Origin of the sequence: Sinorhizobium fredii NGR234, from assembly GCF_000018545.1 — a bacterium.
Lineage (GTDB): Bacteria > Pseudomonadota > Alphaproteobacteria > Rhizobiales > Rhizobiaceae > Sinorhizobium > Sinorhizobium fredii_A.
On sequence record NC_012587.1, the window covers coordinates 1,216,677 to 1,232,740 of the forward strand.

General features: G+C 60.7%; 14 protein-coding genes and 3 tRNA genes. 14 read left to right on the forward strand and 3 right to left on the reverse strand.

Annotation, left to right across the window (positions count from 1 at the left end; all coding sequences use genetic code 11):
• Window positions 1-103 precede the first annotated feature (103 nt).
• Together NGR_RS17085 and NGR_RS17090 are read right to left on the reverse strand one after the other, a co-directional pair.
• Complete coding sequence (locus NGR_RS17085; protein ID WP_012707734.1) at window positions 104-1,393, reverse strand: tyrosine-type recombinase/integrase; 1,290 nt, start codon at window positions 1,391-1,393, stop codon at window positions 104-106.
• 264 nt (window positions 1,394-1,657) lie between these two features.
• Window positions 1,658-2,599, reverse strand: coding sequence for a LysR family transcriptional regulator (locus tag NGR_RS17090; protein ID WP_012707735.1), 942 nt, complete (start codon window positions 2,597-2,599; stop codon window positions 1,658-1,660).
• Window positions 2,600-2,759: 160 nt separating this feature from the next.
• Here NGR_RS17090 and NGR_RS17095 point away from each other — a divergent pair, with 160 nt between their 5' ends.
• Window positions 2,760-3,380 (forward strand): FMN-dependent NADH-azoreductase, encoded by a 621-nt coding sequence (locus tag NGR_RS17095; RefSeq protein WP_012707736.1) that lies wholly within the window; start codon window positions 2,760-2,762, stop codon window positions 3,378-3,380.
• A gap of 164 nt (window positions 3,381-3,544) precedes the next feature.
• Complete coding sequence (locus NGR_RS17100) at window positions 3,545-3,820, forward strand: hypothetical protein (protein WP_164924276.1); 276 nt, start codon at window positions 3,545-3,547, stop codon at window positions 3,818-3,820.
• Window positions 3,821-3,826: 6 nt separating this feature from the next.
• On the opposite strand, the gene NGR_RS17105 is transcribed toward NGR_RS17100, so the two are convergent.
• On the reverse strand, window positions 3,827-4,702 hold the full coding sequence (locus NGR_RS17105; protein WP_012707738.1) for a TrmH family RNA methyltransferase: 876 nt from the start codon (window positions 4,700-4,702) through the stop codon (window positions 3,827-3,829).
• A 216-nt stretch (window positions 4,703-4,918) separates the two neighbouring features.
• On the opposite strand from NGR_RS17105, the gene NGR_RS17110 reads away from it, so the two are divergent.
• The 12 genes from NGR_RS17110 (at window position 4,919) to rpoB (ending at window position 15,983) form a co-directional block, all read left to right on the forward strand.
• Window positions 4,919-5,003, forward strand: a tRNA-Tyr gene (locus tag NGR_RS17110).
• A 23-nt stretch (window positions 5,004-5,026) separates the two neighbouring features.
• Window positions 5,027-5,100 (forward strand) — tRNA-Gly (locus NGR_RS17115).
• 242 nt (window positions 5,101-5,342) lie between these two features.
• Window positions 5,343-6,518: an elongation factor Tu gene (gene tuf / locus NGR_RS17120; protein WP_012707739.1), complete on the forward strand. Its 1,176-nt coding sequence runs from the start codon at window positions 5,343-5,345 to the stop codon at window positions 6,516-6,518.
• 249 nt (window positions 6,519-6,767) lie between these two features.
• Window positions 6,768-7,667 carry an NAD-dependent epimerase/dehydratase family protein gene (locus NGR_RS17125; protein ID WP_012707740.1) on the forward strand — a complete coding sequence of 300 codons (900 nt, stop codon included), beginning with the start codon at window positions 6,768-6,770 and terminating at the stop codon, window positions 7,665-7,667.
• Window positions 7,668-7,817: 150 nt separating this feature from the next.
• Window positions 7,818-7,893, forward strand: a tRNA-Trp gene (locus tag NGR_RS17130).
• A 198-nt stretch (window positions 7,894-8,091) separates the two neighbouring features.
• A complete protein-coding gene (gene secE, locus NGR_RS17135) occupies window positions 8,092-8,292 on the forward strand; it encodes a preprotein translocase subunit SecE (RefSeq protein ID WP_012707741.1) in 201 nt (66 codons plus the stop codon).
• A 17-nt stretch (window positions 8,293-8,309) separates the two neighbouring features.
• Window positions 8,310-8,840, forward strand: a complete 531-nt coding sequence (gene nusG, locus NGR_RS17140; RefSeq protein WP_012707742.1) for a transcription termination/antitermination protein NusG — start codon at window positions 8,310-8,312, stop codon at window positions 8,838-8,840.
• A 215-nt stretch (window positions 8,841-9,055) separates the two neighbouring features.
• Window positions 9,056-9,484: a 50S ribosomal protein L11 gene (gene rplK, locus NGR_RS17145; protein WP_012707743.1), complete on the forward strand. Its 429-nt coding sequence runs from the start codon at window positions 9,056-9,058 to the stop codon at window positions 9,482-9,484.
• Between the two features lie 4 nt (window positions 9,485-9,488).
• On the forward strand, window positions 9,489-10,187 hold the full coding sequence (gene rplA, locus NGR_RS17150; RefSeq protein WP_012707744.1) for a 50S ribosomal protein L1: 699 nt from the start codon (window positions 9,489-9,491) through the stop codon (window positions 10,185-10,187).
• A 427-nt stretch (window positions 10,188-10,614) separates the two neighbouring features.
• A complete protein-coding gene (rplJ, locus tag NGR_RS17155) occupies window positions 10,615-11,133 on the forward strand; it encodes a 50S ribosomal protein L10 (RefSeq protein ID WP_037402238.1) in 519 nt (172 codons plus the stop codon).
• Window positions 11,134-11,191: 58 nt separating this feature from the next.
• Window positions 11,192-11,575, forward strand: coding sequence for a 50S ribosomal protein L7/L12 (rplL, locus tag NGR_RS17160; RefSeq protein WP_012707747.1), 384 nt, complete (start codon window positions 11,192-11,194; stop codon window positions 11,573-11,575).
• A 265-nt stretch (window positions 11,576-11,840) separates the two neighbouring features.
• Window positions 11,841-15,983 (forward strand): DNA-directed RNA polymerase subunit beta, encoded by a 4,143-nt coding sequence (rpoB, locus tag NGR_RS17165; protein ID WP_012707748.1) that lies wholly within the window; start codon window positions 11,841-11,843, stop codon window positions 15,981-15,983.
• Window positions 15,984-16,064 lie beyond the last annotated feature (81 nt).

Below are 16,064 nucleotides of genomic sequence, written 5' to 3' on the forward strand. Positions count from 1 at the left end.
AATCGCTCCGTCACGCTCTAGTTCAACGGTAACACCTTCGGAGTTTGCGACTTCAGCCATACGCTTCAATTCGGCGATAGATATGATGGCCCTCCGCGTCATCCTAGAAAGCGCCCGCCTCAGGGGCAGCGCGCCCTACTAACCTCAGAACTTCGTCGGCCCACGCGGTCAGAGCGGCGCGCTTCTCCTCCGCATAATCATATCGGTTATAAACTGCGGCAACGCCCTTGATCGATCCGGATCGGTGATTAAGCACAGCTTCCACGATGTGCACGGGAACGCTTAGCCGAGCCATGCCGCTGGCAGCGGTGCGCCTCAAGTCATGGTAGGTCCAAGGCTCTATCGAGATACCTTCCGGATCTTCCCCGCGCTCCTCGGCTTCCTTCCTCGCGATGGCGAGCATTTCCCCGTCGAGCTGGGTTTTCGCCTTAGAGAAGCCCGAGACTGGGGTCTTGCCGGTCGTGGTGAACAGGTAGATCGGCTTTGCCTTCTCATCCTCGGCGGGCTTAATTTTCGGCAGCCCCTCGATGATTTCCAAAGCGGATGCCGTGAGCGGGACGAAGTGTTCCTTCTTGTTCTTTGCCCGATCGACCGAGATAACCCAAAGCTGATTATTGCCCTCAAGCTCCAACTCATCCCACAGGGCGTCGGAGACTTCCGTTCGCCTTTGAGCAGTCAGGAGCAGCAATTTCACGACGGGGCCGAACGGGTATGCAAGCTTCTCCGCCGCAAGCCACAGGAAGCGGATTTCCTCGTCTGTCAGTATCCGATCGCGCGTCTTCTCTTCCGACGGCGCCTTGATCGACACGACCGGGGAGGCATCAACTATGTCTCGCTCCATGGCCCAAGCGAAAAACTTGCTCAACAGGGCCCGGACGCGATTGGCCATGATAGGTGAGCCGCGGTCAACGATTTCGTCGAGCAGTTTAAGCACGTCCCGTTTGGTCACGGTTTTGACGAGCTTCTGTTTCCACTTCGGTTTCAGGTTTTTTTCGACAATGCGTTTGCTTTCCCTCACGTAAGACGGCCGATTTTTTACGGCGACGTGGCGAGTGACAAACTCGTCCAATAGCGCTGGCATCAGATCCATATGCGCCGGCCGCTTCGGCTCCTGCTCTGCCTTCTCGGTTGCCGGGTCTCTGCCTTCCGAGACCATGCGTAACGCCTTGCGCGCCTCCTCGCGTGCATCGCTTAAACTGATTGCAGGAAATCCCCCCAGCGTCATCTTTCGCGGCTTGCCCGCATGGCGGTAACGAACCGCCCAACTCTTAACCCCTGTCGTCTGCACGATCAGATATAAGCCCTGCAGGGCGCCGTCCGGGATCTCCCGCCTGGAACTTCCGGCTTTGATGGCTTCGATGGATTTTACGGTCAGTGGTTTTGCTGCTGGCATCCGGGGTAACTACGGGGTAACAAAAATCGACGGGCGGTCACGGATTCTGATGAAAGCATGTGAACGGCCAAAAGCCCATGGCTACAAGGGTTTCAAGGGCAAAATAACTGTGGACTGAATCGTCCTGAACGGCGACGAAATGTCACTTTTGCTGATTTGTAATCAGTAGGTCGGGAGTTCGAGTCTCTCTGGGGGCACCATTCTTCAAAACTTTCGGTAAGCCTGCCACGACGCCGCCTCGGCCGATCGATGTTTTGCATCCCCTCAAATATCGAATGACTGCGCCGGTCGCGGATCCACCTCCCGGCACCGTTCCATGGCCTTGATCAGGTTCTCCGCGAGGTAATCGATCAGCGCGCGGGTCGCCGGCAGCATGCCCTGGCGCGAGGGGAAGACGAGGTGGACCATGACGTTGCCGGACGTCCACTCCGGAAGCACCGGGACGAGCACGCCGGTGCGGAAGGCACGCTCGCAGATGTGGTCCGGTAGCATCGCAATCCCCATGCCTTCGATCGCGGCGCGTTCGAGGATGACAAAGTCGCTGCAGCCGATCACCGGCCGGTGGGCGATCTCCATCGATCCGCCATCGGTGTGAAAGAGGCGCCAGACGTCATTGCCGTGTTGCTCGTTCATCGACAGCGTCGGCATTTCGGACAGATTGGAAGTGGTAATCTCTCCGAGGCGGGCTAGAAGTGTCGGGCTCACGGCCAGCCGTGAGCGCACCTCGCCGAACTTGCGCACGATCAGCTGGCTGTCGGTGTCGAGCTGGTCGCGCGCCCGCAGCGCCACGTCGAATCGTTCCTCGATCATGTCGAGGCGCCGGTTCGTCGCCGTTATCAGCAGCCGGACTCCCGGGTAGCGGCGATGAAAGCCGGGAAGAATGTCGGCGAGCATCGGCGTGAAGCCGAGCGGGCAGCCGAGCCGCACGACGCCGGTCGGTTCGCCGCGCACCGCGGCGATCTCGGCTTCCACGGCCGCAACGCCGTCCAGCAATCCCTGGGCATGCTCGTAGAATACGCGACCGATTTCGGTGACGCGCAGTTTGCGCGTCGAACGTTCGAGAAGGCGCACGCCCAACTGGTCCTCCAGCCGCGCCACATGCTTGCTGAGCTTGGATTTTGGAATGTTCAGGTCGCGCGCGGCGGCGCTGAAGCCGTTGTTCTTCACGACGGCGGCGAAGAGGGCGATATCGTTCAGGTCCTGCATTCGAGCCTCCATCAGAGCGGACGAGGAGGCGCTCGCATTCGCTCTAGCTTGCTTAGATTGTTTCCCTCGGGAAACGGAATGTCAATTATTCGCCGTCTTATCCGGTGATTGTTTTCAAATCATATGTTGTGCACCGCAACTCGAAACAAAGGTGCCTCCCATGAACGTCCTCCACATCGACTCCGGCATCCTCGGAGAACATTCGGTTTCCCGCCGCCTGACGGCGGCAATCGTCGCGCAGATCAAGGCTGACCGGCCCGATGCGAATGTGATCTACCGCGACCTCGTCTCCGAGCGCCTGCAGCATCTGACCGGCGCGCAGATCATGGCGCCGGCCGACCTCGACGGTGTCGATCCGGCGCTGGCTTCGGATGTCCGGACCGGCCGCCAGATGCTCGATGAGTTCCTTGCCGCCGACACGATCGTCGTCGGCGCGCCGATGTACAACTTCTCGATTCCGAGCCAGCTGAAAGCCTGGATCGATCGCCTTGCCGTCGCCGGCAAGACCTTCCGCTACACCGAAGCCGGCCCGGAGGGTCTCGCCAAGGGCAAGAAGGTCATCGTCGCCTCGACGCGCGGTGGACATTATTCTGCCGGGCCGGCCGCGGCCATGGATCACCAGGAAGCCTATTTGCGCACGGTCTTCGGCTTCTTCGGTATCACCGATGTCGAATTCGTCCGTGCCGAAGGCCTGAACCTGGGTGCAGACCAGAAGCAGTTCGCCATTGCCGAAGCTGAAAAGACGATCGCTGAGGGCGACGTTCTGCGGCTCGCGAGCTAATCATCAGTTCGGCCGGCGCCGGAGCGGGGTGAGGAAAGTGTTCGCGGTTTTCCGCCCGCATCCCGCTCCAATATAAGTGCCGGTCTGTTGCGGAAGGATGCCGGTTGCGCAAGCAGCCGGCATTCTTCGTTTCTGATCGGCCCGTTTTGCGCTATTCTGGCGCTATGAAAAGCCTGGTCGCATTGCAGGTTTTGACCTTGTCGCTGGCGGCTGCCGGCATGGTGGCCGAAAGCGCGGCTGCGTCCCCGCCGGACCGGCGCTGCACCTGCCGCAACCGCGACGGCACGAAATACGAACTCGGCCAGATGGCCTGCATCCGTGTCGGCGGCATCTCCTACATGGCGCGTTGCGAGATGAACCTCAACGTCACGACCTGGAAAAAGGTGCGTGATGGCTGTCCGACGGCCCTGATGACCGCGAGCGGCGTCCCAACGCTTTGATACGCCTCAACCCTTGAGGTGCTGGCGCGCGGCGTACATGGCGATCGCGGCGGCGTTCGAAACGTTGAGCGACTTGATGGCGCCCGGCATGTCGAGACGGGCGAGCGCCGTGACGGTCTGTCGCGTCTTCTGCCGCAGTCCCTTGCCTTCCGATCCCAGCACGAGAGCGACCTTCCCGCCCGAGAAAGTGTCCTCCAGCGGTTGCGGCCCCTCCGAATCGAGGCCGATCGTCTGGAAACCGAGTTTGTGCAGTTCTTCAATCGTATCGGCGAGGTTGGTGATCTGGATATAGGGGATGAGCTCCAGCGCGCCGGATGCAGACTTGGCGAGTACGCCCGATTCGGTCGGGCTGTGGCGCATGGTGGTAATCAACGCGCCAGCCTCGAAGGCGACCGCCGAGCGCATGATCGCGCCGACATTGTGCGGATCAGTCACCTGGTCGAGCAGCAGGATCAACGGGCAATCGCTGAGCGCCTCGAGCTTTCGGTGCGGCAGCGGCCGCGTCTCCAGCATGACGCCCTGGTGGATGGCATCCGGCCCGAGGGCCCGGTCGAGATCCTGCGGCGTGACGATTTCGACGGGGAAGCGGAGAGCCGAGAGATCACCGAGTTCCAGCCGCGCCGCCGCATTCTGCGTTACTCTGAGCCGGATGATGGTGCGATCCGGATTGTCCAGGGCGGCGCGAACCGTATGCAGGCCATAGAGAAACACCTCATCGGGCGCGAGCGCCGGCGGCTTCCAGTCGGCCGGCAGCTTCCGACGCTTGTCGGGACGGGGTGTCGGAATCTCGCCACGCTCGCGGCGGGCGTCGCGATGGGCGCGCCGGAGAGTGGCGTAGTGGCTGTCTCTGGCGCTCTTGTCGCCGCTCTTGTCCTTGCTCATGCGCGTCTTATAGAGAGGTTCGTTCGGTCTTGGAAATGGTTTCGGAAAACCGTGGTCGTCGACGCCTGTGGAGAAATTCTGAAATTTTCCGTTTCGCTCTGTTGACAGGAGGAAGGCTGGCGGTCATATACCCGGCGCAGATCGCAAGGCGGCACCAAATGGCGCCGGTTCTTCTACGATCTCAAAAGCTTGGTCGATTGATCCCGACAGAAAAATGGAGGGATGCCCGAGTGGTTAAAGGGGACGGACTGTAAATCCGTTGGCTCAGCCTACGTTGGTTCAAATCCAACTCCCTCCACCATTCTGCTTCAGGATCGAAGGCCCGCGGGTATAGCTCAATGGTAGAGCAGCAGCCTTCCAAGCTGAATACGCGGGTTCGATTCCCGCTACCCGCTCCAGCCACTTGCCGTTCGGCTTTAGAAAGGTGGCGGATACCCCTGACATCGTTTAATTTTTCGGCTTTGGCAAATCTGTCTGTGCCGGCGCGGCGGCGCTTCGCCATAGACTTTAAATTCGGCTGAGACCTTGCCGTCCGGGCGGACGCAATTAAGTCTTGCGCAAATGCCGCGAAACCCTTAAACGGCTGCACAAACCGGCCCTGCCGGCTGATCAATCGTATTTGACCACAGGAAGCGTACCCATGGCAAAGAGCAAATTCGAGCGCAACAAGCCGCACGTCAACATCGGCACGATTGGCCACGTTGACCATGGCAAGACGTCGCTGACGGCAGCGATCACCAAGTACTTCGGCGAATTCAAGGCGTATGACCAGATCGACGCTGCGCCGGAAGAAAAGGCCCGTGGCATCACCATTTCGACGGCGCACGTCGAATACGAGACGCCGGCCCGCCACTATGCGCACGTCGACTGCCCCGGCCACGCCGACTACGTCAAGAACATGATCACCGGTGCGGCGCAGATGGACGGCGCGATCCTGGTGGTTTCGGCCGCCGACGGCCCGATGCCGCAGACTCGCGAGCACATCCTGCTGGCCCGCCAGGTCGGCGTTCCGGCGATCGTCGTGTTCTTGAACAAGGTCGACCAGGTTGACGACGCCGAGCTTCTCGAGCTCGTCGAGCTGGAAGTGCGCGAACTGCTGTCGTCCTACGAATTCCCGGGCGACGACATTCCGATCGTCAAGGGCTCGGCGCTCGCCGCTCTCGAAGACAGCGACAAGAAGATCGGCGAAGACGCGATCCGCGAGCTGATGGCTGCGGTCGACGCCTACATCCCGACGCCGGAACGTCCGGTCGACCTGCCGTTCCTGATGCCGATCGAAGACGTGTTCTCGATCTCCGGCCGTGGCACGGTCGTCACCGGCCGCGTTGAGCGCGGCATCGTCAAGGTGGGTGAGGAAATCGAGATCGTCGGCATCCGTCCGACGACGAAGACGACCTGCACGGGCGTTGAAATGTTCCGCAAGCTGCTCGACCAGGGCCAGGCCGGCGACAACATCGGTGCGCTCTTGCGCGGTGTCGACCGCAACGGCGTCGAGCGCGGCCAGGTTCTGTGCAAGCCGGGTTCGGTCAAGCCGCACCGCAAGTTCAAGGCCGAAGCCTACATCCTGACGAAGGAAGAAGGCGGCCGTCATACGCCGTTCTTCACCAACTACCGTCCGCAGTTCTACTTCCGCACGACGGACGTGACGGGCATCGTGACGCTGCCGGAAGGCACCGAAATGGTGATGCCGGGCGACAACGTGACGGTCGACGTCGAGCTGATCGTGCCGATCGCCATGGAAGAGAAGCTGCGCTTCGCTATCCGTGAAGGCGGCCGCACCGTCGGCGCCGGCATCGTCGCCTCGATCGTCGAGTAACGATCGCAAGGGCGATGCCGTAAGCTGCCGACTGCAGCAGAAAGGGTGCAAGTGGCGCGCTAGCGCGATTTGCACGCGGCGCCGGCATCGTCGCCTCTATCGTCGATTAATTTCCGGCTTCTACCGGTTTCGAAGACCCCGCGGGCAATCGCGGGGTTTTTCGTTTCTATTGTTTCGCCGTCATCGAAACTTGAATGTGTCTCGCCGGAATGGCAGGCTCCTGCGTCGTCAGAGGCGGAGGAGCAGATCGTGAAAAAGCGGATTCTCTTTACCGGCGGCGCCGGCAAGGCCGGGCGGCATGCCGTACCCTATCTCGTCGAAGCGGGGTATGAAGTGCATAATGTCGACCTCGTACCGCTCGACAGCCCCGGCGTCACCAACCTGATCGCCGACATCACCGACAGCGGCCAGATGTTCAACGCGCTGTCGATGCATCGGGATTTTCCCGATATGGATCAGGGCAGGGGGCCGCAATCCTTCGATGCCGTCGTCCACTTCGCCGCCATTCCGCGCATCCTCATCAAGCCGGACAACGAGACCTTCCGGGTCAATGTGATGGGGACCTATAACGTCATCGAGGCGGCGGTGAAGCTCGGGATCCGCAAGATCATCTTCGCCTCCAGCGAGACGACCTACGGCGTCTGCTTTGCCGAGGGTCATCGCGACTTCCATAGCTTCCCGCTCGAGGAGGACTACGACGTCGATCCGATGGACTCCTACGGTCTCTCCAAGGTTGTCAACGAAAAGACCGCGCGTGCCTTTGCAGAGCGGTCCGGGTTCGACATCTACGCGCTGCGTATCGGCAACGTCATCGAGCCGCACGAATATGAGCGCTTCCCTCACTATTTCGCTCATCCGGAAATCCGCAAACGGATCGCCTGGAGCTATATCGATGCCCGGGACCTGGGCCAGATCGTCAAGCTCTGCATCGAGAAGGACGGGCTCGGTTTTGCGGTCTTCAATGCCTGCAACGACACGGTATCGGCCAACACGCCGACGCGCGAGCTTGCCAGGCGCTTCTATCCGAATGTCCCCTTCACCAGGGAGATCGGCGAGTTCGAGGGGCTGCTCTCGAACCGGAAGATCCGCGAGGTCCTTGGCTTCAAGGAGGAGCACGACTGGCGGAAATACGTGAAGCTTGACACCTAGCGTCGGTGCGCCGGAGATGCGCGCGGACCATGAGAAAATTTTCTTGGCACTTTTTGCGCTTTTGTCGCGAATGCGCTTGAAAGCATCCGGCAAACTGAATAAGAAGCCGCAGACTTGAGATGCATCCGGTTTCGGTTGTGTTTCTGGTCTAGGGGTATAGCTCAGTTGGTAGAGCGGCGGTCTCCAAAACCGCAGGTCGGGGGTTCGAGCCCCTCTGCCCCTGCCAGTCTCCCGTTCTTGCCCTGTCGTCAGAATTCGGCCAGAATGCGTGGGAGAGGGCGGCGCAGCCGTCTTTATATATTCACAAAAAAGACCGATCGGCTCTTGTGGTTTTCGGAATCGGTCTTTATGTAGGGTCCAAACAGACACGCGGTGCGTGGGGCTGAAACATCGGCTTTACGCGCCGTAATGGCGTGAGCATTTTATGGCATCCAAAACGAATCCGTTCACGTTTCTGCAGCAGGTGCGCTCGGAAACGTCAAAAGTGACTTGGCCTTCGCGGCGCGAGACGACGATCTCGACGCTGATGGTCTTCGTCATGGTCTCTTTTGCCGCCGCCTTTTTCTTTGGTGCGGACCAGTTGATGGGTTGGCTGATGAGCCTGATCCTCAACGTTGGCGCTTGATCTGGGTGGAGAGAAGCATGGCTGCGCGCTGGTATATCGTTCACGCCTATTCGAATTTCGAGAAGAAAGTCGCCGAATCGATCGAAGAGAAAGCCAGGCAGAAGGGTCTGTCGCATCTGTTTGAGAAGATTCTCGTGCCGACCGAGAAGGTGGTCGAGGTTCGTCGCGGCCGCAAGGTCGATGCGGAGCGGAAGTTCTTCCCGGGTTATGTTCTCGTGCGGGCGAATCTGACGGACGAGGCTTACCACCTCATCAAGAACACGCCGAAGGTCACCGGGTTTCTCGGAACCGACAGCAAGCCGGTGCCGATTCCGGATCATGAGGCGGAGCGGATTCTGGGTCAGGTCCAGGATGGCGTCGAGCGTCCGAAGCCTTCGGTCTCCTTCGAGATCGGCGAGCAGGTCCGTGTGTCGGATGGCCCCTTCGCCTCCTTCAATGGCATCGTCCAGGATGTCGATGAAGAGCGTTCGCGCCTGAAGGTCGAGGTGTCGATCTTCGGCCGCGCCACTCCCGTCGAACTGGAATACGGCCAGGTCGAAAAGGTCTGAAAGAGCGAAGCTTACTGAATTGGGCAGGTTGACGTGTCGACCTGTTCCGGCGGAGTGATCCGCATGCGCGTGGGAGGAAGCCGGTCTTAGCCGGGCCGGTATATCCGCACCACGCAACCGCAGCCGCCGGTCATCGACCGGCAAGGAGCCGGGCAACCGGCTGAACAGTTCCCGCTTCCGGCTTGGCCGGGCGGGGCAAAGAGAGGCAGAGAGAAATGGCTAAGAAAGTAGCAGGCCAGCTCAAGCTGCAGGTAAAGGCCGGCTCGGCGAACCCGTCGCCGCCGATCGGTCCTGCGCTTGGTCAGCGTGGCATCAACATCATGGAATTCTGCAAGGCGTTCAATGCCGCTACGCAGGAAATGGAAAAGGGTATGCCGATTCCGGTCGTCATCACCTATTACCAGGACAAGTCCTTCACCTTCATCATGAAGCAGCCGCCGGTCAGCTACTTCCTGAAGCGCGAGGCGAAGATCCAGTCCGGTTCGAAGACCCCGGGCAAGGCGAAGGCCGGTTCGATCTCCAAGGCCCAGATCCGCACGATCGCAGAGGCCAAGATGAAGGACCTCAACGCGGCCGATATCGAAGGCGCAATGGCAATGGTCGAGGGCTCCGCCCGCTCCATGGGCCTGGAAGTGACGGGCTAAGACCATGGCGAAGATTGCAAAGCGTGTACAGAAGTCCCGCGAGGGCATTGATCCGGCGAAGGTCTACGGCCTCACCGAAGCCGTGACGCTCGTCAAGGAGCGTGCGACCGCCAAGTTCGATGAGACCATCGAAGTGGCGATGAACCTCGGCGTCGATCCGCGCCATGCCGACCAGATGGTCCGTGGCGTCGTCAACCTGCCGAACGGCACCGGCCGCTCGGTTCGCGTTGCCGTTTTCGCCCGTGGCGCCAAGGCCGATGAAGCCAAGGCCGCCGGCGCCGACGTCGTCGGTGCGGAAGACCTGGTCGAGATCGTCCAGGGCGGCAAGATCGATTTCGATCGCTGCATCGCGACCCCGGACATGATGCCGCTCGTCGGCCGTCTCGGCAAGGTTCTCGGCCCGCGCGGCATGATGCCGAACCCGAAGGTCGGCACCGTGACGATGGACGTCACCGCAGCCGTCAAGTCTTCGAAGGGCGGCGCCGTCGAGTTCCGCGTCGAGAAGGCTGGTATCGTTCACGCCGGCGTCGGCAAGGCATCCTTCGATGCCAAGGCGCTGGAAGAGAACATCCGCGCTTTCGCAGATGCGGTGATCAAGGCGAAGCCGACCGGCGCCAAGGGCAACTACGTCAAGCGCGTGGCGATCTCCTCGACGATGGGCCCCGGCCTAAAGATCGACCCGGCAACGCTGAGCGTCGCCTGATAATTCTACAGCGCCGTGCGCTTTTTAAGCGCACAAAGGTCGCTGTAGCGCTTTGAATTGCTGCATGTTTTGTCCTTAAATCGAACCCGATTTAAGGACACATGCAGGGGCTTGGGCCCGAAATCGAATTTCCGGCCTTTCGAGGCCGGAAATATCCGGGCTTCCGGCCCGGAATTCCTGTCCGAGATTGCGGGTGGTTCTACCTTAATCACCATGCCCGCATGAGACGGGTAAGATCTGGATTTCAAGTGACGCCGTAGGCGTCGAAATTCGGTTCGAACCTCGCTTGCCTTGTGTCAGACCCGGCTATCCGGGAACGCCAAGGGACAGGATCCTTAAGCGTTGCTTGGGATCGAGCATGATCCCAGGTGACAAAGGCAAACCCGGCAGGGCTGCGATGAGCAACCCTGTCAACTGGAGACAGACAGTGGAAAGAGCGGAAAAACGCGAATTCGTCACGGAGCTGAACGAAGTCTTCAAGGCTTCCGGTTCGGTTGTCGTGGCCCACTATGCTGGTGTCACAGTTGCGCAGATGAACGACTTCCGTTCGAAGATGCGCGCTGCTGGCGGCACCGTCAAAGTCGCGAAAAACCGCCTGGCCAAGATCGCTCTTCAGGGCACCGAGTCGGAAGGGATGACCGATCTCTTCAAAGGACAGACGCTGATCGCATTCAGCGCTGACCCGATCACGGCTCCCAAGGTCGTCATGGATTTCGCCAAGACCAACGACAAGCTCGTTGTTCTGGGCGGCGCCATGGGCACAACCACGCTCAACGCCGAAGCAGTCAAGTCGCTTGCGACCCTGCCTTCGCTCGACGAGCTGCGCGCAAAGCTGCTGGGCCTTCTCAATGCCCCGGCAACCCGCGTCGCGACGGTTGTCGCAGCACCGGCAAGCCAGCTTGCCCGCGTGTTCTCGGCCTATGCCAAGAAGGACGAAGCCGCCTGAGGCGGATTTTCGCTGTTGTATCTAAAACCGGTTCGAACCGAACAAAAGGAAAAGTAAAATGGCTGATCTCGCAAAGATCGTTGAAGACCTCTCCTCGCTGACCGTCCTGGAAGCTGCTGAGCTTTCCAAGCTGCTCGAAGAAAAGTGGGGCGTTTCTGCCGCTGCTCCGGTAGCCGTTGCTGCCGCTGGTGGCGCTGCTGGCGGTGCTGCTGCCGCTGCTGAAGAAGAAAAGACCGAGTTCGACGTCATCCTGACGGATGCCGGCGCGAACAAGATCAACGTCATCAAGGAAGTCCGCGCCATCACCGGCCTCGGCCTCAAGGAAGCCAAGGACCTCGTCGAAGGCGCTCCGAAGGCTGTCAAGGAAGCCGTTTCCAAGGCGGAAGCTGCTGACCTCAAGAAGAAGCTCGAAGACGCTGGCGCCAAGGTCGACGTCAAGTAATTCGACGAAATGCGAAGGGAGGGGGCCTTTGTGGCCGCCTCTCTTTGACCGTTTTTGGAACATATTACCCAAAAGCCTGTCGAAAACGGCTTTTGGGTAATGGGTTCTTCAAGAGGATGGTCGCGATCGGGAGATAGCACAGCGTTCCGTGCTGGCGTCTTTCGAAAGCTTGACGAGATTGAACAACTCATTTGATCGACGGGATCGACTGGCCATCGGTTCCCGTCCGTTGCAGGCCCGGATGCAAGATTGACAAGGAGCGACGATGGCTCAGACCCTATCGTTCAACGGTCGTAGGCGCGTACGCAAGTTTTTTGGTAAGATCCCCGAAGTCGCAGAGATGCCCAACCTCATCGAGGTCCAGAAGGCGTCCTACGACCAGTTCCTCATGGTGGAAGAGCCCGCAGGCGGGCGCCCGGACGAGGGACTTCAAGCTGTTTTCAAATCGGTGTTTCCGATCAAGGATTTTTCGGGCGCTTCGATGCTCGAATTCGTATCCTACGAATTCGAGCCGCCGAAGTTCGACGTCGAAGAATGCCGTCAACGCGACCTGACCTATGCGGCGCCGCTCAAGGTGACCCTGCGGCTGATCGTGTTCGATATCGACGAAGATACCGGCGCCAAGTCGATCAAGGACATCAAGGAACAGAACGTCTACATGGGCGACATGCCGCTCATGACGGACAACGGTACCTTCATCGTCAACGGCACTGAGCGCGTCATCGTTTCGCAGATGCACCGTTCGCCGGGCGTCTTCTTCGACCATGACAAGGGCAAGAGCCACTCGTCCGGCAAGCTGCTCTTCGCCGCGCGCGTCATTCCGTATCGCGGTTCGTGGCTCGACATCGAATTCGACGCCAAGGACATCGTGCATGCCCGTATCGACCGTCGCCGCAAGATTCCGGTGACGTCGCTGCTGATGGCGCTCGGCATGGATGGCGAGGAGATCCTCAGCACCTTCTATACGCAGTCGCTCTATCAGCGCGACGGCGATGGCTGGCGCGTGCCGTTCCAGCCGGATGCCCTGAAGGGCCAGAAGGCGATCGCCGAGATGATCGATGCCGATACCGGCGAAGTCGTCGTCGAGGCCGGCAAGAAGCTGACGCCGCGCCTGTTGCGGCAGTTGCAGGAAAAGGGCCTGAAGGCGCTCAAGTCGACCGACGACGAGCTTTATGGCAACTACCTCGCCGAGGACGTCGTCAACTACGAAACCGGCGAAATCTACCTGGAAGCCGGCGACGAGATCGACGAGAAGACGCTTCCGGTCATCCTGTCGGCCGGTTTCGACGAGATCCCGGTTCTCGACATCGACCACATCAATGTCGGCGCCTATATCCGCAACACGCTCGCTGCCGACAAGAACGAGAACCGGCAGGATGCGCTGTTCGACATCTATCGCGTCATGCGCCCGGGCGAGCCGCCGACCATGGATTCGGCCGAAGCGATGTTCAACGCGCTGTTCTTCGATGCGGAGCGCTACGACCTCTCGGCCGTCGGCCGCGTGAAGATGAACATGCGTCTCGACCTCGACGTGCCGGACACAGTCCGCACGCTGCGCAAGGAAGACATCCTGGCGGTCGTCAAGATGCTGGTCGAACTGCGTGACGGCAAGGGCGAGATCGACGATATCGACAACCTCGGCAACCGCCGTGTCCGCTCGGTCGGCGAGTTGATGGAGAACCAGTACCGTCTCGGCCTCCTGCGCATGGAGCGCGCGATCAAGGAACGCATGTCCTCGATCGAGATCGACACCGTCATGCCGCAGGACCTGATCAACGCGAAGCCGGCCGCCGCCGCCGTTCGCGAATTCTTCGGTTCCTCGCAGCTGTCGCGGTTCATGGACCAGGTGAACCCGCTGTCGGAAATCACCCACAAGCGCCGCCTTTCGGCTCTTGGCCCGGGTGGTCTGACCCGCGAGCGCGCCGGCTTCGAAGTCCGCGACGTGCATCCGACCCACTACGGCCGTATCTGCCCGATCGAAACGCCGGAAGGCCCGAACATCGGTCTGATCAACTCGCTGGCGACCTTCGCCCGCGTCAACAAGTACGGCTTCATCGAAAGCCCGTACCGGAAGATCGTCGACGGGAACGTAACCAGCGACGTCGTCTATCTGTCGGCGATGGAAGATGCGAAGTATCACGTCGCTCAGGCCAACTCGGTGCTGAACGATGATGGCTCCTTTGCGGAAGAATTCGTCGTCTGCCGTCATGCCGGCGAAGTTATGCTGGCACCCCGCGACAACATCAACCTGATGGACGTTTCGCCGAAGCAGCTCGTTTCGGTCGCCGCGGCGCTCATCCCGTTCCTCGAGAACGATGACGCCAACCGCGCGCTGATGGGCTCGAACATGCAGCGTCAGGCCGTGCCGCTGCTGAGAGCCGAGGCTCCGTTCGTCGGCACCGGCATGGAATCGGTGGTTGCGCGTGACTCCGGTGCAGCGATTGCGGCCCGTCGCGGCGGCGTCGTCGACCAGGTCGATGCGACGCGTATCGTTATCCGCGCCACCGAAGACCTCGATCCGTCGAAGTCGGGCGTCGATATCTACCGTCTGCAGAAGTTCCAGCGCTCCAACCAGAACACCTGCGTCAACCAGCGTCCGCTGGTCACCGTCGGTGACCTGGTGAACAAGGGCGACATCATCGCCGATGGTCCGTCGACCGATCTCGGTGACCTGGCGCTCGGCCGCAACGCGCTCGTCGCGTTCATGCCGTGGAACGGCTACAACTACGAAGACTCGATCCTGCTTTCCGAGCGGATCGTGCGCGACGACGTCTTCACCTCGATCCACATCGAGGAATTCGAAGTCATGGCGCGCGACACCAAGCTCGGCCCGGAAGAAATCACGCGCGACATTCCGAACGTCTCGGAAGAAGCGCTGAAGAACCTGGACGAAGCCGGCATCGTCTATATCGGCGCCGAAGTTCAGCCGGGCGATATCCTGGTCGGCAAGATCACGCCGAAGGGCGAAAGCCCGATGACGCCGGAAGAAAAGCTGCTGCGCGCCATCTTCGGCGAAAAGGCTTCGGATGTCCGCGATACGTCGATGCGCATGCCGCCCGGCACCTTCGGTACCATCGTCGAAGTTCGCGTCTTCAACCGCCACGGCGTGGAGAAGGACGAGCGCGCCATGGCGATCGAACGCGAGGAGATCGAACGCCTTGCCAAGGACCGCGACGACGAGCAGGCGATCCTCGATCGCAACGTCTATGCGCGCCTGATCGACATGTTGCGCGGTCACGTTGCCGTTGCCGGCCCAAAGGGCTTCAAGAAGGGCACCGAGCTTTCGAACGCTGTCATCAGTGAATATCCGCGCTCGCAGTGGTGGATGTTCGCCGTCGAGGACGAGAAGGCTCAAGGCGAGATCGAAGCGCTTCGCGCCCAGTACGACGAATCCAAGTCGCGCCTCGAACAGCGCTTCATGGACAAGGTCGAGAAGGTGCAGCGCGGCGACGAGATGCCTCCGGGCGTCATGAAGATGGTCAAGGTCTTCGTCGCCGTGAAGCGCAAGATCCAGCCGGGCGACAAGATGGCCGGCCGCCACGGCAACAAGGGTGTGGTGTCGCGGATCGTGCCGATCGAAGACATGCCGTTCCTCGAAGACGGCACGCATGTCGACGTGGTGCTCAACCCGCTCGGCGTTCCGTCGCGCATGAATGTCGGCCAGATTCTCGAGACGCATCTCGGCTGGGCTTGCGCCGGCATGGGCAAGAAGATCGGTGCGATGCTTGACGCCTACCACGAAAGTGGGGACATCAAGCCGCTCCGCACCACGATCGATGACGTCATCGGATCGGGCCCGAAGGGCGAGCCGATCAAGCAGTATGATGACGAATCGATCGTGCGGCTGGCCGAGCAGACCCGCCGCGGCGTGTCGATCGCAACGCCGGTCTTCGACGGCGCGGTCGAGGCCGACGTCAACGAGATGCTGGAGAAGGCCGGTCTGAAGGTGACGGGTCAGTCGACGCTCTATGACGGGCGAACCGGCGATGCGTTCGACCGGCAGGTGACTGTTGGCTACATCTACATGCTGAAGCTCAACCACCTGGTCGACGACAAGATCCACGCCCGTTCGATCGGTCCGTACTCGCTCGTTACCCAGCAGCCGCTGGGCGGCAAGGCGCAGTTCGGCGGCCAGCGCTTCGGCGAAATGGAGGTCTGGGCGCTCGAGGCGTACGGCGCCGCCTACACGCTGCAGGAAATGCTGACGGTCAAGTCGGACGACGTGGCCGGCCGCACCAAGGTCTACGAGGCGATCGTCCGTGGCGACGACACGTTCGAGGCGGGCATTCCGGAGAGCTTCAACGTTCTCGTCAAGGAAATGCGCTCGCTCGGCCTCTCCGTCGAGTTGGAAAACTCGAAGGTCGATGACCTCGGCACCACGGCGCAGCTGCCCGACGCAGCGGAGTAAGTCGATATCCGGTGCGTGCCGCCAATCGGCGCGCACCGTTTCCGCCGCCGGGCATCTCATTTGCCCGCGGCAGGAACTGGG